At 62.1% G+C, this 23,335-nt stretch carries 19 protein-coding genes and 3 pseudogenes; 7 read left to right on the top strand and 15 right to left on the bottom strand.

The window, feature by feature from the left end; translation table 11 throughout:
• Positions 1-194: 194 nt before the first annotated feature.
• The 8 genes from GNZ12_RS21665 to GNZ12_RS21630 all read right to left on the bottom strand — a co-directional run bounded on the left by GNZ12_RS21665 (position 195) and on the right by GNZ12_RS21630 (position 9,064).
• Complete coding sequence (locus GNZ12_RS21665) at positions 195-1,094, bottom strand: LysR family transcriptional regulator (RefSeq protein WP_172313481.1); 900 nt, start codon at positions 1,092-1,094, stop codon at positions 195-197.
• Positions 1,091-2,032, bottom strand: coding sequence for a LysR family transcriptional regulator (locus tag GNZ12_RS21660; RefSeq protein ID WP_172313479.1), 942 nt, complete (start codon positions 2,030-2,032; stop codon positions 1,091-1,093). Before GNZ12_RS21660 ends, GNZ12_RS21665 begins: the two co-directional genes overlap by 4 nt.
• Before the next feature lie 29 nt (positions 2,033-2,061).
• Positions 2,062-2,787 carry an EthD family reductase gene (locus GNZ12_RS21655; RefSeq protein WP_407947720.1) on the bottom strand — a complete coding sequence of 242 codons (726 nt, stop codon included), beginning with the start codon at positions 2,785-2,787 and terminating at the stop codon, positions 2,062-2,064.
• Positions 2,788-2,789: 2 nt separating this feature from the next.
• Positions 2,790-3,287: a flavin reductase gene (locus GNZ12_RS21650; protein ID WP_216673312.1), complete on the bottom strand. Its 498-nt coding sequence runs from the start codon at positions 3,285-3,287 to the stop codon at positions 2,790-2,792.
• An 82-nt stretch (positions 3,288-3,369) separates the two neighbouring features.
• Positions 3,370-4,587, bottom strand: a complete 1,218-nt coding sequence (locus GNZ12_RS21645) for an acyl-CoA dehydrogenase family protein (protein ID WP_172313473.1) — start codon at positions 4,585-4,587, stop codon at positions 3,370-3,372.
• Between the two features lie 57 nt (positions 4,588-4,644).
• Positions 4,645-5,994: an MFS transporter gene (locus GNZ12_RS21640; protein WP_172313471.1), complete on the bottom strand. Its 1,350-nt coding sequence runs from the start codon at positions 5,992-5,994 to the stop codon at positions 4,645-4,647.
• 371 nt (positions 5,995-6,365) lie between these two features.
• Positions 6,366-7,838 (bottom strand): NAD-dependent succinate-semialdehyde dehydrogenase, encoded by a 1,473-nt coding sequence (locus GNZ12_RS21635; protein ID WP_172313469.1) that lies wholly within the window; start codon positions 7,836-7,838, stop codon positions 6,366-6,368.
• Between the two features lie 209 nt (positions 7,839-8,047).
• Positions 8,048-9,064, bottom strand: coding sequence for a LacI family DNA-binding transcriptional regulator (locus GNZ12_RS21630; RefSeq protein ID WP_172313467.1), 1,017 nt, complete (start codon positions 9,062-9,064; stop codon positions 8,048-8,050).
• 205 nt (positions 9,065-9,269) lie between these two features.
• Between GNZ12_RS21630 and GNZ12_RS21625 the strand changes: the two are divergent.
• The 5 genes and pseudogenes from GNZ12_RS21625 (at position 9,270) to GNZ12_RS21605 (ending at position 15,647) form a co-directional block, all read left to right on the top strand.
• Positions 9,270-10,408, top strand: a pseudogene (locus tag GNZ12_RS21625) (ABC transporter ATP-binding protein).
• A gap of 135 nt (positions 10,409-10,543) precedes the next feature.
• Entirely contained in the window at positions 10,544-11,797 is a 1,254-nt protein-coding gene (locus GNZ12_RS21620; protein ID WP_172313463.1) for an ABC transporter substrate-binding protein, read from the top strand.
• Positions 11,798-11,862: 65 nt separating this feature from the next.
• Entirely contained in the window at positions 11,863-12,768 is a 906-nt protein-coding gene (locus GNZ12_RS21615) for a carbohydrate ABC transporter permease (RefSeq protein WP_172313461.1), read from the top strand.
• A 19-nt stretch (positions 12,769-12,787) separates the two neighbouring features.
• Complete coding sequence (locus tag GNZ12_RS21610; protein WP_172313459.1) at positions 12,788-13,639, top strand: carbohydrate ABC transporter permease; 852 nt, start codon at positions 12,788-12,790, stop codon at positions 13,637-13,639.
• Positions 13,640-13,676: 37 nt separating this feature from the next.
• Complete coding sequence (locus GNZ12_RS21605) at positions 13,677-15,647, top strand: beta-galactosidase (RefSeq protein WP_172313457.1); 1,971 nt, start codon at positions 13,677-13,679, stop codon at positions 15,645-15,647.
• Between the two features lie 18 nt (positions 15,648-15,665).
• Here GNZ12_RS21605 and GNZ12_RS21600 read toward each other — a convergent pair whose 3' ends face one another.
• Entirely contained in the window at positions 15,666-15,995 is a 330-nt protein-coding gene (locus GNZ12_RS21600) for a hypothetical protein (RefSeq protein ID WP_172313455.1), read from the bottom strand.
• Between the two features lie 312 nt (positions 15,996-16,307).
• The gene (locus GNZ12_RS21595; protein WP_172313453.1) at positions 16,308-17,522 is read right to left on the bottom strand and encodes an RNA-guided endonuclease InsQ/TnpB family protein; all 1,215 of its coding nucleotides are present in this window, start codon (positions 17,520-17,522) and stop codon (positions 16,308-16,310) included.
• A 37-nt stretch (positions 17,523-17,559) separates the two neighbouring features.
• Between GNZ12_RS21595 and GNZ12_RS44490 the strand changes: the two are divergent.
• Positions 17,560-17,730: pseudogene (locus tag GNZ12_RS44490) on the top strand (transposase); the annotation flags it as partial.
• A 74-nt stretch (positions 17,731-17,804) separates the two neighbouring features.
• Here the strand turns inward: GNZ12_RS44490 and GNZ12_RS21585 are convergent.
• From GNZ12_RS21585 to GNZ12_RS21565, 5 genes and pseudogenes are all read right to left on the bottom strand, one after another.
• Positions 17,805-19,163, bottom strand: coding sequence for an MFS transporter (locus tag GNZ12_RS21585; protein ID WP_172313451.1), 1,359 nt, complete (start codon positions 19,161-19,163; stop codon positions 17,805-17,807).
• A gap of 77 nt (positions 19,164-19,240) precedes the next feature.
• Positions 19,241-19,447, bottom strand: a pseudogene (locus GNZ12_RS21580) (porin); the annotation flags it as partial.
• Between the two features lie 280 nt (positions 19,448-19,727).
• Positions 19,728-20,072 (bottom strand): cupin domain-containing protein, encoded by a 345-nt coding sequence (locus tag GNZ12_RS21575; RefSeq protein ID WP_172313449.1) that lies wholly within the window; start codon positions 20,070-20,072, stop codon positions 19,728-19,730.
• Positions 20,073-20,106: 34 nt separating this feature from the next.
• Complete coding sequence (locus tag GNZ12_RS21570; RefSeq protein ID WP_172313447.1) at positions 20,107-21,096, bottom strand: M14 family metallopeptidase; 990 nt, start codon at positions 21,094-21,096, stop codon at positions 20,107-20,109.
• Between the two features lie 37 nt (positions 21,097-21,133).
• Entirely contained in the window at positions 21,134-22,216 is a 1,083-nt protein-coding gene (locus GNZ12_RS21565) for a tartrate dehydrogenase (RefSeq protein WP_172313446.1), read from the bottom strand.
• A 136-nt stretch (positions 22,217-22,352) separates the two neighbouring features.
• On the opposite strand from GNZ12_RS21565, the gene GNZ12_RS21560 reads away from it, so the two are divergent.
• A complete protein-coding gene (locus GNZ12_RS21560) occupies positions 22,353-23,294 on the top strand; it encodes a LysR substrate-binding domain-containing protein (RefSeq protein WP_172313445.1) in 942 nt (313 codons plus the stop codon).
• Positions 23,295-23,335: the final 41 nt, after the last annotated feature.

Genomic DNA, 23,335 nt, shown 5'->3' with positions numbered 1-23,335 from the left:
GTTGGCCTGCCGGATCGAACGCCGGCAGCGTCCCGTTGGCCGCGCGTTTGACGGCCGGACTTCAGGGGCCACCACTCGTGTCTGCATGGGCGGATGCGCTCATGCATGGGCGGTGGCTGAAGCATGAAGCCAATGATAAGAACGCCCGGACGGCGAGTCCAAGACTGCTTGCTTATGCTTGTATAGGCTTTTACTTATAGTGCAGCGTCAGCAAGCGGAGCGGGGAGGCAGGTGAGAAATGCACGCAGATGAGGCGACGCGTCGTCGGTGCGGAAGGTGGCGGCGAGCGTCGATCGGTACGACGAGCCGGGACCGGAGAGATGGCGGAACACGACGTCGGTGCGTCCGTGCCGCGCAACCGATTCGCCGATGAACGTCACGCCCAGGCCCGCTGCTACGAGTGCAATTGCGGTTTGAATTTCATAGGCCTGGTGAGCGACAACCGGGGTCACACCCGCATCGCGATAGAGCGTCTGCACCGAGCGTTTGAACTGCGCGTTCTGGTGCTTCGGATACAAAATCAATGGCGTATCGGCGAGGTCCGCAATCCGCACGGTCTTGTGCGCCGCAAGCGGATGGCCCGGTTCGAGCGCGACCATGACGCGCTCACGCAGCAGCGGATAGGATGTGCAGCCATCAATCGCCAGCGGCTGCCGCCCAATGCCGATGTGAATACGCATGTCGCGCAACGCATCGGTTTGCTCCTCGGTGAGCAACTCGAAGAGCTTGAGTTCGACCTGCGGGAAGGCGTTATGAAATGCCTTGAGCGCGGGCGGCAGGATGCTGTACATCGCCGAGCGCGTGAAGCCGATGCTGAGCCAGCCGCGCCGGCCGACACCAATTTCTTGCGCTGTAAGGGACACCTGTTCCAGCGAACCCAGTATCTGACGCGCCTCCGTGCAGAGGTAGTGGCCGGCTTCGGTCAGACTCAGCGGGCGTCTTGCCCGATCGACCAACTGCGTGCCGAGCCGTTCTTCAAGCGAGCGGATCTGCTGGCTCAGCGCCGGCTGTGCGATATGCAGCCGCTCGGCCGCGCGGCTGAAATTGAGCTCCTCCGCCAGAATCACGAAGCACTGTAACGCCCTAAGATTCATATACGTTTCATCTCTGTGCCGGCCGACGGCTGATGGAATAGGGTGTAAATCACATCGAGCAGCCATGCGATGCCCGGGTCCGCCGAGAACTGCGAGTGCGAATGGACCTGAATTTCGATAGGCGGCAGCGAGAACGGCAACGGAAGGATGCGAAAAGCCTTGTTCCGGTTAAAGCGCTGCGCAATGCTCCTCGGGAAAATGACGGCGAGATCGGTATGTTGAACGATTTCGGGCGCCACCACAAAATGCGGCAGCCGCAAGACGATATCCCGCCGCAGATTCAGTTCTTCGAGCCATTGCTCGACCATCCTGTGCCCGGTTGCGTTTGTGCTCGCGTAGACGTAGCGCAAGCCCGCGAGGTCTTCCTTGGTCGGCTTCTGTTTGCGTAGCGGGTGGCCTGCCCGCACCACGCAGACATGTTCGTCGACGAACAGCGTCTTGCTCACGCAACCCGGATCAAGGCCAGGCACGTAGCCGAGCGCCAGATCGATCTTGCCGCTGCGCATGGCGGCGCTGACCGAGTCGACGGGAAAGTTCGCGATCTCGATGCGGATGCCGCGCGCATTCTGGTCGAGCATCGCCAGAAGCGGCGGCAGAAAATAGAACTCCGACATGTCCGACATGGAAACGTGGAAGACCCGTTGCGCGGTGGCGGGGTCGAATTTCGCGAGTTGCTGGACCGCCACGTTGATGATCCCGAACGCCTGCGTGAGGGGCGCGTGCAAGCGCACAGCGGCGTCGGTCGGGACCATGCCGGTGGGTGTTCGAACGAACAGCGGGTCGTCGAACAACACACGCAAACGGCGCAGCGCATGGCTGACCGCCGGTTGCGTCAGGCCGAGTCGCTCGCCCGCGGCGGTCAGGCTGCGCAGGTCGGAGATGGCCAGGAACACGCGCAGCAGATTCAAATCCGTAATGCCGGGGTGCGACTTGGTCATGACGTTCGGATCCCGGCAATGAGGGGCGTTTATATCGGATTCAGATTACCGTAAATGCTGCGCATAGGGAAATGCGGGGTGGGTCCGCTATACGGCGGAAATGCGTTGAAATCCTCCTTCATGTGGGCGCGGATCGGCGACGCGAGGGCCGCTGCAAGCGCTTCGGGATCGTCGAAGACGACCTTGTTACGCTGCATGGCGGTGGCGCGTGGAATAGTCAGGCCGGACCGGAAATCGAGTCGCGTGTAGATTTCCAGCTCGCGAATGCCGGGCAGTTGCGCCATCAGCGGCGGATGATGGGTGAGGTAGTGCGTCAGCCATGCGTCGAAATCTTCCGCTTCGCCTTCGTAGCTGACGAGGTAGGTGCATCGTTCAGCGCGATGGCCGGGCTTGCCTGGACTCGGTGTGGCGAATGGCCGGACGGCCATGACTTGCTGCGCGAACGTGAGATCGACTTCGGCAGCGTGGGTTGCGTGGTCCACGATCCGCTGCATCGCGCCGTTGGTTTGCAGCGTGGTTTCGAGCAAGCCGAGATCGTCGAAATACCATTGCAATGCGCAGCAGGGGCTCGAAGCATGGGGCTTCGACAGCGGGTCGCTATCCCGTGACTCCGCAGGCAGATGGATCACGAAACGCGTCAGCTCCGGTATGTCACGCGATACCGCTGCGAGCCACGACGGGTCGATAGGGGAGCGGGCTTTGCCCATTTCATTGATTTCGTCGCAGTGGACGAGAAGAAAGAAGCAGACCTCCACGCTTACCCCCCGGTATGCGCATGAGCGGACGGCGTGACCGCTGCCGGCCGTGTCAGGCGATGGAACTGCCGCCCGAAATAGATGAGCCCGTCACCATCGGATCGCAGTGCAATATGCCGGATCTGCGCGAACATCACGGAGTGCGAACCGACCGTCTTGATGTCGACGATTTCGCCTTCCAGACTGGCAATCGCATCCGCGAGAACGGGCACTGAAGTCTGTCCGCTCGCCCATGCATGACGTCCGAATCGCTCGTCCATCGAACTCACTGTCATGCCGGCAAAATCGCGCGCGAGATCCTGGTACTCGGCGGCGAGCACATTGATGCACACGTTGCGGTTGCGGTGAAGGACGTCGTGGACGTAGCTGGCCTGATTGATACAGACAAGCATCGTCGGCGGCGCGTCCGTTACCGAGCAGACGGCGCTCGCGGTGATGCCGCAGCGACCGCCTGGGCCGTCCGTGGTGATGACGTTGACGGCGGCGGGCAGGCACGCCATGGCGTCGCGGAAACGCTTTCTGATGTCTTCGATCGTCACGTTCTCTGCCTCATCGTGGTGGAGTGCTGGTGCATCAGGTGCATCAGGGATAAGGCGTGACTGGCGGCACGCCGGCGAACAGCGCGCCGGATGCGTCGTAAGTCCCTTCGCCAAGAAACGCGTGCTGGGTCACGACGATCGAATCCCGCACCAGACGCTGCAGCCGGTTCTCGCGGTAGATCGCGGCGATGCCCGCCATCTGGTAAGCCTGCATGACGACCTCGGCGCAGATTTGCGCGGCGTGTGTCGCGCTCAGGCGCAGCAGGTTGGCCTGTTCCTGCGTGACGGGGTCGCCGGTGATGATCGTTTGCCAGGCGGTGGCCGCGGCTTCGTAGAAAAACGCGCGGGCACTGCGCCAGTTGGCCTCGGCTTTCGCCAGACCTGAGCGGTAGTAAGCGCGATCCGCGAGACGCGGCGCGCCGGTCGTGGTTTTGGTCGATCCGGACATGCCCGTCAGCAGATCGAGCGCCGCGCGCGCGAGGCCGATATTGACGGCTGCGTGCACTTGCGCCTGATAGGCGACGGCAGGATAGCGGTAGAGCGGTTCATCGATCAACGGCTGGCCGCCGCGTACAAACGTCCATTGCGCATCGACGAATTTGTCCTGCAATCGCAAGTCGTGGCTGCCGGTGCCTTGCATGCCGACGACGTTCCAGTTCTCGACAATTTCTACCTCATGCGCCGGAAATACGGCGGTGAACGGCTTGCCGGCGTTTGCATCGCCCGAATTGGCAGACGTGCCGCCGATCCCCACACCGATCCAGTCCGCACCTTTGCAGCCGCTGGCAAAGTGCCATTGACCGCTAACCGTAAAACCGCCGGATACCCTCGTGGCCGGTTGCAGCGGATAGAGGCCGCCGGAGAAAACCTGGTCCGGACCGGTGGCGTAAATGTGCTGTTGCGTGTCGATCGGCAGTGCGGCGAGATACGTGTTCGCCGAGCCGAACGCGGCGACCCACGCGGTTGAGCCGTCGGCGATCGCAATGCGCTCGAGAATGCGCAGGAATTGCGGCGGCGGCAGCGCGTCGCCGCCGAAACGCTGCGGCGTGCTCGCGCGGAAAATCCCGGCGCGTTTCATCTTCGCCACCATGTCGCGCGGAACATGCGACACCTGATCGAATTCGTCCCGGCGGCGCTCGATCTCGCCGATCAGCGCGTCGAGCGTAATCGGACCTGCGTACTCAGGATAAGGGTCCGCGTGATCGATCGCGCGAGGTTCGTAGGCGTACGTCGAAAGACTGCTTGTCTGAAGGCTTTGCATGATGACAACGTAAGAAAAGGAATGAGGGGTTCAGGCTGACGTGGTGTCGGCTGGACGTCAGGCGTTGTCTTGCTCTTTGCGTTGCGCCTGAAGCCGCAGCGCTTTGGGGAAGGTCTCGGGCGCGAGACACGTCGCGAGCACGGTGATCAGGCCAAGCACGACGAGGTAAATGGCGACTGGCGTGGCGCTGCGGTAATGGGCGAGCAAAGCGGTTGCCACCATCGGCGAGAGGCCGCCGCCGAGTACCGACGAAATCTCACGGCCGATACCCAGGCCCGAGAAGCGCAGATGGACAGGCAGCAATTCGCTGATAAAGGCGGGCTGTGCGCCTTCGAGAATGCCGAGCGTGATGCTGTTGGCGAGCACGAGTGCCGCGATGACTTTCCACAGCACGCCGGAGCCGAGCAACGTGAAGTACGGATACGCGACCAGCACCATCGCGATCGCGCCGGCGAGATAGACGGGTTTGCGGCCGATTTTGTCGGTAAGGCGTCCCATCAACAGTGAAACAGGGATCATCAGCAGCATCGAAACGGTCAGGCCGCCGAGCACCCAGCTTGATTTGATGCCGATGAACTGGCTATAGGCGATCGAGAACGCGAAGAAGATGTATGACGCAGCGCCTTCGCCAAAGCGCAGGCCGAACACCGTCAGCACTTCGCGCGGACATTGACGCAGCACCTCGACGATCGGCATGCGGCTGTCGCGGCGCGTGGCCTTCACTTCGGCGAACTCCGCGCTTTCGTCCACGGAGCGGCGCATCCATAGACCGAGCGCGACCAGCACGGCGCTGCAGAGGAACGGCACACGCCAGCCCCAGTTGTGGAAGTCGGAAGGCGACAGCGTCTGCACGAGCAGGAAGGCAGCGGTCGAGAGCACGAAGCCGAACGCCGCGCCGCACGGACTCCATGCCGCCAGCGCGCCGCGTTTCGAGGCGGGCGCGTTCTCGTGAATCAGCAGGATGCTGCCGCTCCATTCCCCGCCTGCGGCCAGCCCTTGCAGGATGCGCAACAGCACAAGCAAGACGGGTGCCGCGATGCCGATCTGCTGGTAGGTCGGCAGAAGACCCATGCCGGCGGTAGCGGTGCCCATCACCAGCAGCGTCAGCATCATGACGGTCTTGCGGCCGTAGCGGTCGCCGATATGGCCGCATAGCACGCCACCGATGGGCCGCGCGATGAAGCCCACGGTAAAGCCGCCGAATGCCGCGATGGTGCCCGTCAGCGGATCGCTTCCGACCGGAAAGAACAGCTTGCCGAATACCAGTGCGGCGGCGGTTCCATAGAGGAAAAAATCATACCACTCGAGGATCTGGCCGAGCACTGCGGTCGTCACCGCGCGACGAACCTTGCTGGTTGGTCGGACTGCGGGCAGGGGGTTAAGAGCGGCGGTCGCGTCAGAGTTCATGGCATATGGGAGGTCACGATGTTGAGGGTTCCGCGTCACGGCCATGCTGATCGGCGGGAGTGGCGATACGAGTCCGGCAGGCATGGTCGAACCATAGAGCCGTGAGAAAACCCGGTCAAATTAGGGACAAAAATGGGCGTCATGAATGGGATGCATGACGAGGGATGGAGACGGCGTGTGCTGGGGGACTGCCACAGCATGCAGCCGAAGATCGACTTCCGCTTTAACAGCATGGCCGATCTTGTGAAGGCGCTTCAGGAGGCCTTGCAGCGGAAATAGAAGTCAGCAATGGGATGCTGACTTGAAGCTCACGCCTCGCGTCATGCGAAGCGTGATGTCAGGCGGCAGATGGCGGAAAATGCGGGAGCTTGTTAATCCAACCCGCCCTGGCAGAGGTACTTGATCGACATGTAATCGTCGAGCCCGTACTTCGACCCTTCGCGGCCATAGCCCGATTCCTTCACGCCGCCGAACGGCGCTGCTTCACTCGATACGGCGCCTTCGTTGATGCCGATCACGCCCGCTTCGAGCTGGGCTGCGACGCGATTGATGCGCCGCACGTCCTGCGTGTAGAAGTAGGCGGCGAGGCCGAACGGCGTGTCGTTGGCGAGGCGGATCGCTTCGGCTTCGTCGTCGAAACGGAACAGTGGCGCCAGCGGCCCAAAGGTTTCTTCGCAGCAGACGAGCATGTCGTCCCGCGCGTCGGTCAGCACCGTCGGCGCATAGTAGTTCGGGCCGAGTTCCGTCAGGCGCTTGCCACCCGTCAGCACTTTCGCGCCATGTTTGACGGCGTCTTCTACATGGCGGGCGATCTTGTCGATGGCGCGCTCATTGATCATCGGGCCAATCTGTGCGTCCGGATCGGTTGCGGGCGCAACCTTCAAGGCGGCGACGCGTTTCGCGAGCAGATCGGCGAAACGCGCGTAGACGCCGGACTGCACATAGACACGGTTCGGGCACACGCAGGTTTGGCCGCCATTGCGGAACTTGGCCGCCATCAGGCCGGTGACCGCCGCGTCGAGATCGGCGTCGTCGAATACGATGAAGGGCGCATTGCCGCCCAATTCCAGTGACAGCTTCTTCAGCGTCCCAGCCGATTCGCGGGCGAGATACTTGCCGACCGGCGTCGATCCGGTGAAGGTAATCTTGCGTACGCGCGTGTCGGCAAGCCAGTCAGCGACCGCCGCAATTCCCTGTTCACGCGAAGCCGACAGCATGTTCAGCACGCCGTCCGGCAAGCCCGCTTCCTGGGCGAGCGCCGCAAGTGCGAGCGCGGTGAGCGGCGTGTCTTCGGCGGGCTTGGCCACCACCGTGCATCCGGCTGCGAGCGCGGGCGCGATCTTGCGCGCGATCATCGCCAGCGGGAAATTCCACGGCGTGATCGCCGCGACCACGCCGACCGGTTCCTTCACCGCGCTCATGCGCTTGCCGCGCTGTTGCTGCGGGATCAGATCGCCGTAGATACGCGTCGCCTCGTCGGCGAACCACGCGACGTACGACGCACCGTAGGCGACCTCGCCACGGCTTTCCGCGAGCGGCTTGCCTTGTTCCATCGACATCAGTTTCGCGAGGTCTTCGGTATTGGCGACGATCAGCGCATGCCAGCGGCGCAAAATCTCCGCGCGTTCACGCGGCAGCTTATCGCGCCAGGCGGGGAAGGCGCGGGCCGCGGCGTCGGTGGCGGCGCGTGCGTCCGATGCGCCGCTGTTCGCGACTTCGACGATCAGTTCGCCGGTGGCCGGGTTGGTGACGGGAAAGCGCGCGGCGTCGGCGGCGTCGATCCACTTGCCGTCGATCAGATTCTGCGGGCGAATCAGTTCGTTGCGAGTCAATGCGAGAGACATCGTGTTGCTCCTTCAGATTGATGCTTCGATGCTACGCGTGCGTGGCAGTCGACGAAATCGCCAATCGAGGCTTTCACGGCGCGCGGAGCGTTTTTTTCGGGCCGCCACAGCATTTTCTGCTGAATGTGGGGTGAAGCGGCTGTGCCGGGTTTGGTGACAGCTTGGCGACCGCCGTGTTGCACCGCCTGCCGGTCGCGTAGTCTCACGCCTCAACGCATGCGCCGCGGTCCCGTCGACGCCCGCACGACTAGTTGCGGCGGCGGCGCAAGCACCATCGATGGTTGCTGTTCCGGCGTCTGAATCAACCGGATCAGACTCTCGATCGACAACTCCGCGACGGCCGCCGTCTGGATCGCGACCGTCGTCAACGCAGGATGCACCTGGTGCGCCAGTTGAATGTCCGTAATGCCGATGACCGACACGTCGTTTGGCACCGCACGGCCAAGCGTGATCAACGCCTGTGCCGCGCCGATTGCCAGCAGATCGTTGGTCGCGAAAATCGCGGTGAGGTGAGGGCGGTTCGCCATCAACTGCATGCAGGCGGCGTAGCCGGCGTCGATCGAGTCGCGGATCTGCAGCACCGCGGCGGCGTCTGTTTCGATCCCGGCCTCGCGCATGACCGCACGAAATCCGTTGGAGCGCGCATCCTGCAAGCCGCCGCAACCGTCGCCGATCAGCAGGCCAATCTCGCGGTGACCCAGTTCGAGCAGATGCCCCGCGGCAAGCGCGCCCGCATGGGCAAAATCCACGGCGATGCAGGGCAGCGCGGGCGGCGTCTCCGGGTGTTCCCACATCGCCAGCAAGATCGGCGCGCTGTGCGTGGCCGAGGCGCACAACTCGTTGATCGTGATGTTCGTGTTCATCACGAGCACACCGTCCGCGAGCGTGCCGGCGATCTGGTTCAGATAGGCGCGGCCGATCTCCGCATCGTCGTCCGTATTGCAAACCATCAGGAAGTACCCCGCTTTGCGCGCCGCTCGCTCGGCGGCCGAGACGAACTCGGGGTAGAACGGGTTCGAGATGTTCGACAACATCAAGGCCAAGGTCGACGAGCGGCCCTCCGCCAGTGCGCGTGCGTTCAGATTGGGCCGGTAGTCGAGATCGGCGATTGCCTTGAGCACGCGTTCTGCCGTCTCCGGGCGGACCTTCTCGCGGTTGCGCAGGACATTGGAAACGGTTGCGGCGGTGACGCGCGCGCGCTTTGCGACTTCGGACAGGGTGACCATGTTCTGTTTATCCCATATTCAGGGAATGCGATTCAAATGTTGCAAGCGACTGGCGACATTGCTAAGTTTCTGGAAAACACAGCGGAGACACCCACCATGACTACTTCCCTCAAGATCGAATTTAAGCGATTAAATGCTTGCTGCACAAGAGCTGGCCGTTTATTTTTCACAAAAATTTAAGCGGTTAAATCGAGGAGGTAGCAGCATGGCAACGATTCGTCTTACGAACGTGCAGAAGTCGTATGGTGACCATCCGCCGGTGATCCGGCGCGTGAATCTCGAGATCGCGCAGCACGAGTTCTGCGTGTTTCTGGGGCCCTCGGGTTGCGGCAAGTCGACCCTGCTGAGAATGATCGCCGGTCTGGAAGACCTGAGCGAGGGCGAGTTGCACATCAGCGGCCGCCTCGTGAACGACGTGCCCGCTGCCGCGCGCGGCGTGGCGATGGTGTTCCAGAGCTACGCGCTGTTTCCGCACATGACCGTGTTCGACAACATGGCGTTCGGCCTGAAACTCGCGAAGCAACCCAAGGACGTCATCGACCGGAAGGTGCGCGAAGCCGCGCGTATTCTGCAACTGGACGCCTTCCTTGACCGCTATCCGAAAGCACTCTCGGGCGGGCAGCGGCAACGCGTTGCGATCGGCCGGGCGATCGTGCGCGAACCCGGCGTGTTCCTGTTCGACGAACCGCTGTCGAATCTCGACGCTGCATTGCGTGGCCAGACCCGCGTCGAAATCGCCCGCCTGCACCAGCGCTTTGCGAACGCGAGCGTGGTCTATGTGACCCACGATCAGGTCGAGGCGATGACGCTTGCCGACAGAATCGTGCTGCTGCACGCAGGTGCTGACGCTGAGCGCTTTGGCAGCATCGCGCAAACCGGCGCGCCGCTCGACTTGTATCACCATCCGAAGTCGCGCTTTGTGGCGGGCTTCATCGGCTCGCCGCGAATGAATTTCATCGATGCGGTGGTCAATTCGATCGAACCAGGCAAGGTGGCCGTCACGCTGACAAACAGCGGCGAACGGCTGATTGCGAATGTCGACGGTGAACGTCTTCAGCGTGGCCAGCCCGTCACGCTCGGCGTGCGCCCGGAACATCTGCGCTTGATGGCGACGAGCAGTTCATTCAGTGCGTCACCGTGCTATCGGAACGGCTCGGCGAGCACAGCTATATTCACGCCGATCACGCGGCCGGCACGCTGATCGCCAAGGCCGCGGGCGATACGTCGATCGGCTCGGGCGAGCGCATCTGCATTCACGTTCCACCTTCCGCATGTCATCTGTTCGATGGGGAGGGCGTGGCACTGCGGCGCAGCACGTTTGAATCCGAGCGAGTCGCCGCTTGAGGTGCCTCGTGCATCTAAGGCATCTGACGCACTCAAGGCACCACCGCATTCACAAAGCCCTATTCCGCCACAGAGCGGGTACATCGTCTGGCAGCGACTCGCTGTCAGCCAACAAGGTAGTCAAGGAGACAAAAGATGATTTCTCTTCGCCTTCGCCGTCTGGCACACGCGTCGATTGCGGCCGCTCTGGTCGCAGGCGCGCTCTGTTCCACCGCGGCAGACGCGGCCACGCTGAACGTCAACGTATCGGCGCGCGGCAATCAGCGTTCGACGTGGCAGGACGCGTTAGACAAGTTCAAGAAAGCCAATCCCGACGTCGACCTCAAAGTGACCTACGTCACCGAAGAAGCGTACAAGGTGCAGATGGGCGGTTGGCTCGCCACCGATCCGCCGGATGTCGTGTCGTGGCACGACGGCGAGCGGATGGCGTATTACGCGCAACGCGGCCTGCTCGAAGATCTGTCGTCGGACTGGAACAAGAACGGTTGGTCGCAACAATATGCGTCGGTGAAAGAAGCCTCGACGTATCAGGGTAAGCAGTACGCCGCGCCGCTCGGTTACGACGCCTACGGCTTCTTCTATCGCAAGGATCTGTTCGAGAAGGCCGGCATCAAGGGCGAGCCGAAAACTTGGGATGAATTTCTCGATGCCTGCAAGAAGCTCAAGGCAAGCGGCGTTGCACCGATCGCTGTTGCGGCACGTGATAGCTGGACGCTTGCCGCATGGTTCGACTATCTCGACCTGCGCATCAACGGCAACGCGTTCCACCAGCAATTGATGGCCGGCGAAATTCCGTACACCGATCCGCGCGTTAAAAAGGTCTATGCCGCGTGGAAGACGCTGATCGACGATCACTACTTCATCGATAACGCGCTCTCTTATGACCTCGATTCGATTGCGCCATTTCTCGTGAACGGCAAGGCGTCGATGATGCTGATGGGCACGTTCTTCTCGGCGAGCATTCCCGCGTCCGTCCGACCGCAGACCGGCTTCTTCCGTTTCCCGGTGATCGACGCGAACGTGCCGATGGCTGAGGACGGTCCGGTCAATGTGCTGCTGATTCCGGCAAAGGCGAAGAACAAGGCCGACGCCCGCAAACTGCTGGCCTTCATGGAGCAGCCGCAGATCAACGCCGATCTCGCGAAGGGCTGGGGGCAGTTGCCGTCGAACAGCCAGGCGGCGGAACCTGAAGATGAAATTTCGAAGGTCGGTTTCCAGACGCTCGCTAACACGAAGGGCGGCATCGCGCAGTTTTACGATCGCGACATGCAGAAGGAAATGGCCGATGAAGGCATGAAGGCGATGCAGCAGTTCTACAGCGATCCGACGCAACTCGACGCCGTGCTCGTGCGCCTCGAAGCAACCCGCAAGCGCATCTACAAGAAGTAAGCCCCGCAGCGCCAGCCGTGTAGCAACAGCTGGCGCTCGCCTTCGATCTCTGACGAGGCCCGATCATGTCTCATTCCGCAGCGCGCCGCCTACCCGCGGCGCGGCACCGGCACGTCTCTACGACGCGCCGTCATCAGCACCGCGCCGCGTTGTTCTTCCTGTTGCCGGGTTGTGCGTTGTTTTGCCTGTGCGTGGTCTACCCGATTATCAGCAGCATTTCGCTCAGCTTTTACAACTGGGATGGAATGACGCCGAAGACGTTTGCGGGGTTCGATAACTACATCGAGCTGTTCCATGCGGACACCTTTTATACGGCGCTCAAGAACAACCTGATCTGGCTCGCGCTGTTCCTGTTGGCGCCGCCGCTCGGGCTGCTGTTCGCGCTCTATCTGAACCAGCATATCCGTGGCATGCGTGTCGTGAAGTCGCTGTTTTTTGCGCCATTCGTGCTCTCGGGCGTGGTGGTCGGTCTCGTGTTCAGCTGGTTTTACGATCCCGGTTTCGGCTTGCTGCGGCTGGTCGTCGGTCACGGCATTCCCGTGCTCGGCGATCCACACACCGTCACCTTCGGCATCATTTTCGCCGCGCTGTGGCCGCAAACGCCTTTCTGCATGGTGCTGTACCTCACCGGGCTGACAGGCATCAATCCGGAAGTCGTCGAGGCGGCGCGCATGGAAGGCGCGAAAGGCGTGCGTCTGCTATGGCACGTGATTCTTCCGCAACTGCGGCCGGCTACGTTCATGGCCGTTGTGCTGACCGTGATCGGTGCGCTGCGCAGCTTCGATCTGATCGCGGTGATGAGCGGTGGCGGTCCCTTCGATAGCTCGACCGTGCTCGCCTATTACATGTACGACCAGGCGATCAAGTACTACCGCGAAGGCTATTCCGCGGCGATTGCCGTCGTGCTGTTCGCCATCATGCTCGTCTACATCGTGTTCCATCTGCGCCGCATGCTGCGCGAAGAACACTGATTTTCAGGAGTCACGTGTCATGTATCCGCTTCCCGTCGAACGCTGGAAACCGCTTAATCGTGCGCTGTACAAAGCGTCGTTGCCGCTCGCGCTGCTGGTATGGCTACTGCCGATGCTGGCCGTGCTCGTCACATCGATCCGCTCTTCGGACGAGTTGTCGCAAGGTGACTACTGGGGCTGGCCGAAGCATTTTGCATTAGTCGAAAACTACGGCACGGCGCTCACGCAAACGCCGATGCTTCATTACTTCGCCAATAGTGTGCTGATCACGGTGCCGTCGGTGATCGGCGCGATCGTGCTGGCGTCGATGGCGGGTTTTGCTTTGGCGACCTACCGGTTTCCGGGCAATACCGCTGTGCTGTTCGCCTTTGTAGCCGGCAACTTCGTACCGATCCAGATTCTGATGATCCCGGTGCGCGACATGGCGCTGAAAGTGGGGCTCTTCAATAGCGTGTGGGCGCTGGTGATCTTTCACGTTTCGTTTCAGGCCGGTTTTTGCACGCTGTTTCTGCGCAACTTCATCAAGCAGTTGCCCTTCGAGATGATCGAGGCGGCGCGCGTGGAAGGGGCGAGCGAATGGACGATTTACTTACGCATCGTGCTGCCGCTGATTCGGCCCGCGCTCGCCGCGCTCGGCATCCTCGTATTCACGTTTGTCTGGAATGACTACTTCTGGGCGCTGTGCCTCACGCAAGGCGACGAGGCTGCGCCGATCACCGTGGGCGTCGCCGCGCTTAAAGGCCAATGGACGACGGCATGGAATCTCGTTGCCGCCGGTTCGGTGCTCGCCGCCTTGCCCTCGGTGCTGATGTTTTTCCTGATGCAGAAGCATTTCGTCGCCGGCCTGACTTTCGGTGCAAGCAAGGGCTGATCGCCCGTTTGCCGTCATCTAACAAAGAGACTTTCTCATGCAACTTGGTGTTTGCTACTACCCCGAACAATGGCCGCGTTCGATGTGGGCCGACGATGCGAAACGTATGGTCGAGCTCGGCATCACGCATGTGCGGATCGCGGAATTTGCGTGGAGCCGGATGGAACCGCGCGCCGGCGAATTCGCATGGGGCTGGCTTGACGAAGCCGTCGAGACGCTGGCCGCCGCGGGACTGAAACTCGTGCTGGGTACACCGACCGCGTCGCCGCCGAAGTGGCTGATCGACGCGCATCCGGACGTGTTGCCGGTGCGTGCGGACGGCGTGCGCTGGAATTTCGGCTCGCGTCGTCACTACGATATTTCCAGCGAGACATACCGGCGCGAGTGCGTGCGCATCGTCGCGGCGATGGCGGCGCGCTACGGACGGCATCCGTCTATCGTCGCGTGGCAGACCGATAACGAACTCGGCTGCCACGAGACCGTGCCGAGTTACTCGAGCGCAGCACAAACGCGCTTTCAGACGTGGCTGCGGCATCGTTATGAGAGCGTCGATGCGTTGAACGATGCATGGGGCAACGTGTTCTGGAGTATGGAGTATCCGTCGTTCGAGGCAATTGGCCTGCCCAACCTCACGCCCACCGACGCCAATCCGATCCATCTGCTGGACTTCCGCCGCTTCATGTCGGACGAGGTGGCGAGCTTCCATCGTGAGCAGATCGACGTGCTGCATGAGCATGCAACCGAGGCGGATCTGCTGCACAACTTCATGGGCTTCTTCACGACCTTCGATCACTACCGCTTCGCCGAAGACAACGCGCTCGACGTGGCGGCATGGGACAGCTATCCGATCGCGCGCACCGAATCGATCGCACTGCCTGAAGAGCAGAAGGCGCGTTACGCACGTACCGCGCATCCGGACGTCTCTGCGTTCGATCACGACCGCTATCGCGCGATTGGCGCTGGCCGTTTCTGGGTGATGGAGCAACAGGCCGGGCCGGTGAACTGGGCGCCGTGGAATCCGGTGCCGGCGAAGGGCATGGTCAGGCTGTGGGCGTATGAAGCGTTCGCACATGGCGCGGAACTGGTGTCGTATTTCCGTTGGCGTCAGTGTCCGTATGCGCAGGAGCAGATGCATTCCGGGCTCAATTTACCGAACAACGAACTCTCGCCGGGCGGCCTCGAAGTGCAGCAGGTGGCGCGTGAAATTGCCTCGTCCGCGGCGCTGTCCGGACTCGGCATGCCCGCACGCGCGGCCACCGCGATTGTGTTCGACTACGAGACGCAGTGGATGTTCGAGATTCAGCGTCATGGTAAAACCTTCGACTATCAGACGCTGGTGTTCGACTACTACGAGGCGCTGCGAGAGCTCGGCCTCGACGTCGATATCGTGTCAAGCAAGGCCGATCTATCGCAGTACCGGTTGGTGCTGGTGCCGAGCCTTGCCGTGATCGACGACACGCTCGTCGACCAGATCGAGCGGAGTTCGGCGCAATGGGTATTCGGTCCGCGGAGCGGTTCGAAGACGACGACCTTTGCCATTCCATCGAGCTTGCCACCCGGCGCGTTGCAACGCGTTCTGCCGATGCAGGTGCTCGAAGTCGAAACGCTGCGCCCGACGCTTACGCCAGCGCTTTCGATAGGCGACACCCGAGGTGTCGCGCTGCATTGGCGCGAGCACGTTCGCGCCAATGACGGGACGACGGTCGACGCGCAATTCGACGACACGTGGCCGGCGATCCTCACCCACCGAAGGGTGCGCTATGTGGCGGGGTGGTTGTCGCATGCGTTGCATCGCGAGGTTTTGCAGCAGGCCGCGAAGCAGGCGGGTATCGAGACACAATGGCTGGCTGAGGGCTTGCGCATTCGCCGACGTGGTGATCTGACTTTCGCGTTCAACTTCGGTCCGGAGCAGGTGCAGGCGCCCGCACCGGTCAACGCGATTTTTGTGCTGGGAGAGCCGCAGTTGAAAACCGGCGATGTCTGCGCGTGGCGGGACGCAGCAAAATAGCTGTGCGGACAGCAGGCCCTACTGCTTGGGGGCCTGCGATTTCCGCTGGTTTGCGCACTCCGATGTGAACATCATGCTGGCCTGATCGGGTGTCATGCGCGGTGTGTCGGGACGGTAAATTTTCTCGATGATGGCGCCGACCGCTTGCCGGTCGGATTCATCGTTGTAGTACTTGGCGGCCTGGGCAAGCGCCTGCTCTTTGGTCTTTTTGTGCGCACGCCACGAGGCCACCTGGCCGGCGATATCGCCGATCGCAAAACATTGGTCGCTGACGGTTTGGGCAACGGCTTCAACTGCCGGCTGGGCGAGGCACACCGCAACCACGGCCGATACAACTACGCGTTTCATTCAGAATCCTGTCGTTAGATGGGCGACGGAGCAAAGCGGCGGGTTTCACCTTCGCCGCGCCCGCACGAATCAATAACGGCGTAGTTTAGCGGGAAGTGAGGTACGGTGCCTTTCACTCGACCTCTTGCGAACCGATGCGCAGCCACCCGAAAGCGTGGCGATGCGACGATGTGCCACGTGCGAGACCCGAAAAAAGCCGCCCAGCAGGTGAGCGGCTTCAAGAAGCAACAGGCAACCCTAGGTCGGCACTGCGTGCCGACTTTCCACTCGTTGACATCCTCCCCGCCCTAAAGGACGGGGATTCCTGCGGTGCTAGGTCACGATGGCCTGAGTCACTTCGGCGGGTTCCTGCTTCACAGAGTGGCCCGACTGCACCGGCTCTCCACAGGCTAAGAAGCGCTGTCCGCGCTCTAAAACATTGATCGCGCCGACGTGATCGGCGTTTGCTTCGTGGCCGCATCTGATGCACGCGAATAAAGCCTGCGTGCGGCGATTGTCGGCCGAGATATGGCCGCAACACGGGCACGTGCGGCTCGTGTTCTGCGGCGGGACCGCGACGAAGAAACCGCCGCGCCACACAGTTTTGTACTCCAACTGGCGGCGAAACTCGAACCATCCCTGATCGAGGATCGACTTGTTGAGGCCCGACTTGGCGCGGACATTGCGCCCCGGCGTTTCTGCGCTGCCCTTTGCTGACCTGGACATGTTGCGCACCTGCAGGTCCTCGACGGCGATCATTGCGTGGTTTTTGCTGATCGTGTTCGATGCCTTGTGCAGGAAGTCGTTGCGGGCGTTCGCGATGCGCGCATGGATGCGCTGCACGCGAGCCTTCGCCTTTTTCCAGTTCGACGATCCTTTGACCTTGCGCGCCATGCGCCGCTGATACTTCCCCAGGCGCTGTTCGTGTTGCCTGAAACTGGCGAGCGGCGCGACGAACGCGCCGTCGCTCAGTGTCGCAAAACGGGCCACGCCAACATCGATGCCGACCGCGGGGCCGTGCGGCACAGGCTGCTCGACCTCGCGCTTCGTGAGGATCGACACGTACCACTTGCCAGCGCGCAGCGACACGGTGGCGCTGCGGACCTCGCCGGGTACCATGCGACTGTTGCGGTAGCGGATATAGCCGAGCTTCGGCAGGGAAATGCGGCCGTTCTCGCGGTCGAGCCTGATCTGCTTCGCGTCGGGATAGCGGAACGAATCGCGCATTCCCTTGCGCTTGAAGCGCGGGAAATCGGCGCACTTCTCGAAGAAGTTGACGAACGCACGATCGAGATCCTTCAGCGCGCATTGCGAGGTGTGGACGGGCGCATCCTTCAGCCACGGCGTTTCCGAGTTGTTGCGCCATGCGGTGAGGTGCTTCGCCATCCCGACGTAGCCGATAAACTTGCCGCCAGCCTCGCGGTTCTCTTGCTGGAGCGCCAGAGCCTTGTTATAGACGAACCGGCACGCGCCCGCGAACTGGCGCATCTTGCGCGCCTGCTCGCCAGTGGGCATGAGTTCGAATTTGAAGGCCTGGAGTCGTTGCATGACTCAATTATGGTTTTTGGGACGTCTCTGGTGAATAGCCCTGAACGACGTATCCAGCCGCATGATCCGAAAGAGGACCTATCCGGGCATCCGGCGCAAACTATGGGGCGGCGCGCTTTGGTCGCCGTCCTGTTTCGCCGGTAGCTGCGGCGGAGCGCCTATTGCCGTGATCCGCCAGTACATCGAGCAGCAGCGAACGCCGCACTGAGCGCCAAAATGGACGGCTGCGCCGTTCGCGCTATCCTTCCCCGCCCTGAAGGGCGAGGTTTGACGCGCACTCGATCAATGCCCAAACGACTCCGTTTTCGCGCCAGGTGCCGTGGCCACATGCGGCCGTGCCATCTGCTTGATCAGCAAGGCCACGCACGAAATCAGCCCCGCCACCGCGACCATCGCGAAGATGCCAGCGAACGTGAAGTGGCGGCGCGTCAGTTCGGCCACGAGGAACGACCCCGCGATTCCGCCGAAGCGGCCGATCCCCAGCATCCACGCCACGCCTGTACCACGACCTTGGGTCGGGTAGAACGCAGCAGCCAGCGCCGGCATCGACGACTGTGCGGTATTCATCAGCACGCCCGCGACGAACACGATGAATACCAGCGCGCCGACATTACCGACCGCCTGGCCGATGAAGTACACGCTCACGGCGGTCAGCGCGTAGCAGGCCGCGATAATGCGGTTCGCGTTGAAGCGGTCCATCAGCACGCCGCACAGCACGGCACCTACGCCGCCGAGCGGGAACAGCGCGGAAATCAGCGTCGCGCGTTGCGGCGTGAGTCCGGCGTCCTTCAGCAAAATCGGCATCCAGTTGATCGACGCATAGAAGATCACGAGGCCCATGAAGTAGGCGATCCACAGCATCACCGAGCCGATGATGTACGAACGCGACAGCACCACGCCCATGCCTTTGCCGCCGGTTTGCGGCGCGGTTTCGGTCATGACGAAACTGTCGGCCTGCGCGGCGTCGCTCGAAATGCGCGCCAGCGCTGCGCGGATCCGTTCGACCGGCTTACTGTTGGCCACCATGTAGCGCACCGATTCCGGCATCTTCAGCACCAGCACGATCAGCAGCAACAGCGGCGTGATACCGCCGAGCAGCAGCACACTGCGCCAGCCGAAATGCGGAATCATCCACGCCGCGAGAAAGCCGCCGAAGGCCGCGCCCAGCGGAAAGCCGCAGAACATCAGATTGATCACGGTTGCGCGGCGGCGATCGGGGCTATATTCGCCCATCATCGTCACGGCATTCGGCATGGCTGCGCCGAGGCCGACGCCGGTGATGAAGCGCAGCACAGTCAGGTGTTCGATGCTGTTCGAGAACGCTGAAGCAAAGCAGGTCACGCCGAACAGCAGCACCGAGCCGAGTAGCATCGAGCGCCGCCCGAGCCGGTCGGACAGCGGCCCCGAGACGAGCGCGCCGCACGCGAGGCCGAACAGCGCCGCGCTGAGTACTGGCGCGAGCGCCGGCCGTGTGATGCCCCATTCGGCGATTAACGACGGTGCAATGAAGCCGATCGCGGCTGTGTCAAAACCGTCCAGCAGGACGATGACGAAACACATCAAGAAGATGAGCCACTGGAACGGCGAGAAGGGGTGGTCGTTGATAAACGTTTGAACGTTCACAGCGGTGCTGCGGCTCATGATGGTCTCCTGACTGCAGAATACGTAAAGGCTCGCCGTAACGAGCCTTCCTTTCTATTACGATCGTACGCCGGTTGGAAGCGGTGCACGATGCCTACGCCGGCGGCGAACTGGCTGCGCGACGACGACGCGCTCTGGAAACCGTCGCCGATGGTTGCGGTGACCGCGATGATGTGACCCGAACCCGCCGTGCCGGGCATGTTGCCGTTGGTGCGCTGGAACGCCTGCAGCGCATAGAGGTCGATGCGCTTCGACAGTGCATCGTACTCGGACAGGTTGACCTGCCTTGACCTACGAGAGGATACGCGTGACCCGGGCGCCGATAATTTCGCCTGTTTTGTTCGCATAAAGAACTCGGATTCTCTATAAGAACATGCCGAACTGTAAGTAGTTTGACAAGGAGGGGCAACGCGGGATTACCCGACTATGGTGCCGATGCCCATCGAATGAGGCAGCGCGAAAGGACAGTGGAAATGTCTGTGGATGCCGCGGCGCAGGGCGCGCCGGGAGCGGGGTGTAGTAGGTGCGGGGGCAAGCGCCGAGGGGCGGCCCTCGGGGCCGTGCTCAGAAGATCACATATACTTTTCGCATCGTTTCCTCGACTTCCCAAAGCCCTTCCGTATTGGCTTCGAAAAAGAGCGTGTCGCCGCTTTCAAAATGGACGGTCTCTTCGTTATCGGGCGTGAAGCGGCCGCGCCCGGCGAGGAAGTGCATCACCTCGGCCTGCTTGACCGAACGGCGATACGTGCCCGCCGTGCATTCGAAAATACCGGTGTCGATGGATTCACTGCCCTTGATGACGCGCTGCACGCCCGACACCTGAAGCGGCGTCGTGCCGGGCAGCCCTGCCGTGCCCCAGTCTTCCAGATTCGGCAGACTCACGCTTTGCTTGATGCTTTGGACCTTCATCTTCACGTTACCTTTTGAATGTGCATGAACCGATTCATCGGCCGCTCGTGTTCGTGTTCGTGACGGTCTGTTCTATCTTGCCCAGTCGCACGACGGTGACCCCAGGACGCAACTGCCGCAGCGACGGCATGACGAGCATGCAGTTGTCGTAAGGCGTGACCACCGCTTCGCCGTTCGACCAGCCGATGACGGTGCCGGCATCCGGAAAGATCTCCAGGCCGGTGTAGGGCGCCGCGAATCGAAAATCCATGCTGGTCGCGACCACCGGCTGCGTCACGCGGACGATGTGCTGGGTGGGCGGCAGGGGTGCCAGCCAGCCGTCCGGCAGATCGGCTTCGTCGATCACGCCGGCCAGCAGCAGGAAGCGCGCGGTCGTGTCGCGCGCCACGGCGACCGCGCTGCGTTCCCAGTGTTGTCCGCACTCGATCAGCAACGCGTGTTTCGCGCTGTCCGCCGTGCCGAAACCTTCGTAATCGCGCATGCGGCGGCCTTCGGGATGGCCCTCGTCGCAGATCACCGTGGCGGGTGTGCCGAGGCGCACCGCAAGGTCGACGCCTTTCTGCAGTGGTCCCGCCACGATCAGCGGCTTGCATTTCTCATGCATCGAATGCAGATCGAGCAGTGCGTCGACGGTGTCGATCACCGGGCGCATCTCGCGTGCGCGGACCAATTCGCTCGACGTGCGCGACGTATCGTCGAGCACCGTGGCGGTCCACACGCGATTGAAGTCCTGATCGACGAAGCGGGCCGCATCGGGTTGCGCCGGATCGAAGCGCTGATAGGCGGCGACGTTCGCAAAGGCCAGCGTGAGGCGTCCGCGACGCGGCCTCAAAGCGCGGCGCAGCAGTTCGTCGACGACGATCGCGCCGCACACTTCGTTGCCGTGTGTGAGCGCGTTGATCATCACATGCGGTCCCGGCACACCGGAGTCGAACGTATGAACGTAGGCGATGCCGGACGACGATTGTTCGTGAACCGAAATATCGGGGAATTCGACTTCGATGGGGTAGGCTTCCATGCTCATTCGACAGTGTCCTCGCAGAGGGTTGGGATCGGCAGGCTCAGCCGAGTTTAGCCGCGATGGCCTGGCCGACTTCGGTGGTATTCGCCTTGCCGCCGAGGTCGCCCGTATGCGGACCTTCGATCAGCGTCGCTTCGATCGCCGTGAGAATCGCGTCATGCGCCTCGCGTTCCGCGCCCTCGTGATTGCCGAGGAAGTCGAGCATCATGGCAGCCGACCAGATCATCGCGATCGGATTGGCGATATTCTTGCCGGCGATGTCAGGTGCCGAACCGTGCACGGGTTCGAACAGCGAGGGAAACTTGCGTTCCGGATTCAGATTGGCCGAGGGCGCAAGGCCGATCGTGCCCGTGCAGGCAGGACCGAGATCGGACAGGATGTCGCCGAACAGATTGGTGGCGGCCACCACGTCGAAGCGGTCCGGGTTCAGCACGAAGCGCGCGCAGAGAATGTCGATGTGCTGCTTGTCCCAGGTCACATCCGGATACTGCGCCGCGATGCCGGCCGCGCATTTGTCCCACCACGGCATGCTGATCGCGATACCGTTGCTCTTCGTGGCCACCGTGATCTTCTTGCGTTCGCGCCGTTGCGCCAGATCGAACGCGAACTTCAGCACGCGTTCGCTGCCGTGCCGCGTGAACACGGATTCCTGCAGCACGAACTCACGCTCGGTGCCTTCGAACATCACGCCACCCACCGACGAATATTCGCCCTCGGTGTTCTCGCGCACGATCCAGAAATCGATGTCGCCAGCCTTGCGTCCCGCGAGCGGCGAAGGCACGCCGGCGAAGAGTCGGGCAGGGCGCAGGTTGATGTACTGATCGAATTCGCGCCGAAACTTCAAAAGCGAGCCCCACAGCGAGATATGGTCGGGCACCGTGTCGGGCCAGCCGACCGCGCCGAACAGAATCGCGTCGGCGGATTGCAGTTGGGCCTTCCAGTCGTCCGGCATCATCTTGCCGTGCTTGGCGTAGTAATCGCAGCTTGCCCATTCAATGTGCTGATACTCCAGTTCGATGCCGAAGCGCTTTTTTACCGTGTCCAGCACGCGAATGGCTTCCGGCATCACTTCGACACCGATGCCGTCGCCGGGTATGACCGCAATCCGATAGGTCTTTGCCATGTTGGTGCTCCTCCATTAGGACGTTTGATGTTTCGATAGCGGTTATTTTATTCCTGCTGTTTGAGCCTAAAATGGTCGCTTTAGTTAAGCCACTGTGCACGATTCGTGTACAAACTCATGTGCGATTAAGCGACCTATGAATACCGTCCCGTCACCCGATCTCGGCGATTTGCGCGTGTTTTGTGAAGTGGCGCGCAAATCGAGCTTCAGCGCGGCGGCGGAGGCGCTCTCAGTGTCCGCGGCGTACGTCAGCAAACGCATCAATGTGCTCGAGACTACGCTCGGTACGCGTTTATTGCACCGTTCCACACGGCGCGTCGCGATTACTGAGGCCGGGGAACGGGTCTACACCTGGGCCGAAAAAATTCTCGACGACGTCGACCAACTCGTGGAAGACGTCTCCACCACGCGCCGCATTCCCGGCGGCAAGTTGCGCATCTCCAGCAGCTTCGGCTTTGGCCGCCGTTTCGTGGCGCCCGCGTTGGCCCGGTTTTCGGAGCGGTATCCGCAACTGAGCGTGCGGCTCGATCTGTTCGACCGTCTCGTCGACGTAGGCGGCGAAGGCTTCGACCTCGATATCCGGATCGGCGACGAGATCGCACCGCATCTGATTGCCAAACGGCTCGCGTCGAATCATCGCGTGCTGTGCGCGTCGCCCGGCTATCTCGCCCGGCACGGCACGCCGCGGCAAGTCGCCGACCTGTCGTCGCACGCGTGTCTCGCGATCAAGGAGCGCGACCATCCATTCGGTCTGTGGCGTTTGACCGTGCGCGGCGAAGCGGTATCAATCAAGGTGACGGGACCGTTATCGACCAATCACGGTGAGGTGGCGGTGCAATGGGCGTTGGCGGGACGTGGAATCGTGTTGCGCTCGATGTGGGACGTGCGGCCGCTGCTCGACAGCGGCCAGTTGCAGCAGGTTCTACCGGATGTCACGCAACCGGCGAACCTGTGGGCCGTGTACCCGGCGCGGCTCGCGCAGTCGGCGAAGGTACGGGTGTGCGTCGACTTTCTGAGCGAGGAATTCGCGCAATGGAGCCCGCCGCCTGACACAATGGGTGTGGGCCAGGCGAGCTGAATTCGAACCGGGTTAGCGCCCGATGAGGACAGCAATGAGGC

Origin of the sequence: Paraburkholderia solitsugae (genome assembly GCF_013177695.1) — a bacterium.
Taxonomy (GTDB): Bacteria; Pseudomonadota; Gammaproteobacteria; order Burkholderiales; family Burkholderiaceae; genus Paraburkholderia; species Paraburkholderia solitsugae.
The sequence above is the reverse complement of the archived record's forward strand: the minus strand, read 5'-3'. Positions and strand labels throughout refer to the sequence as shown.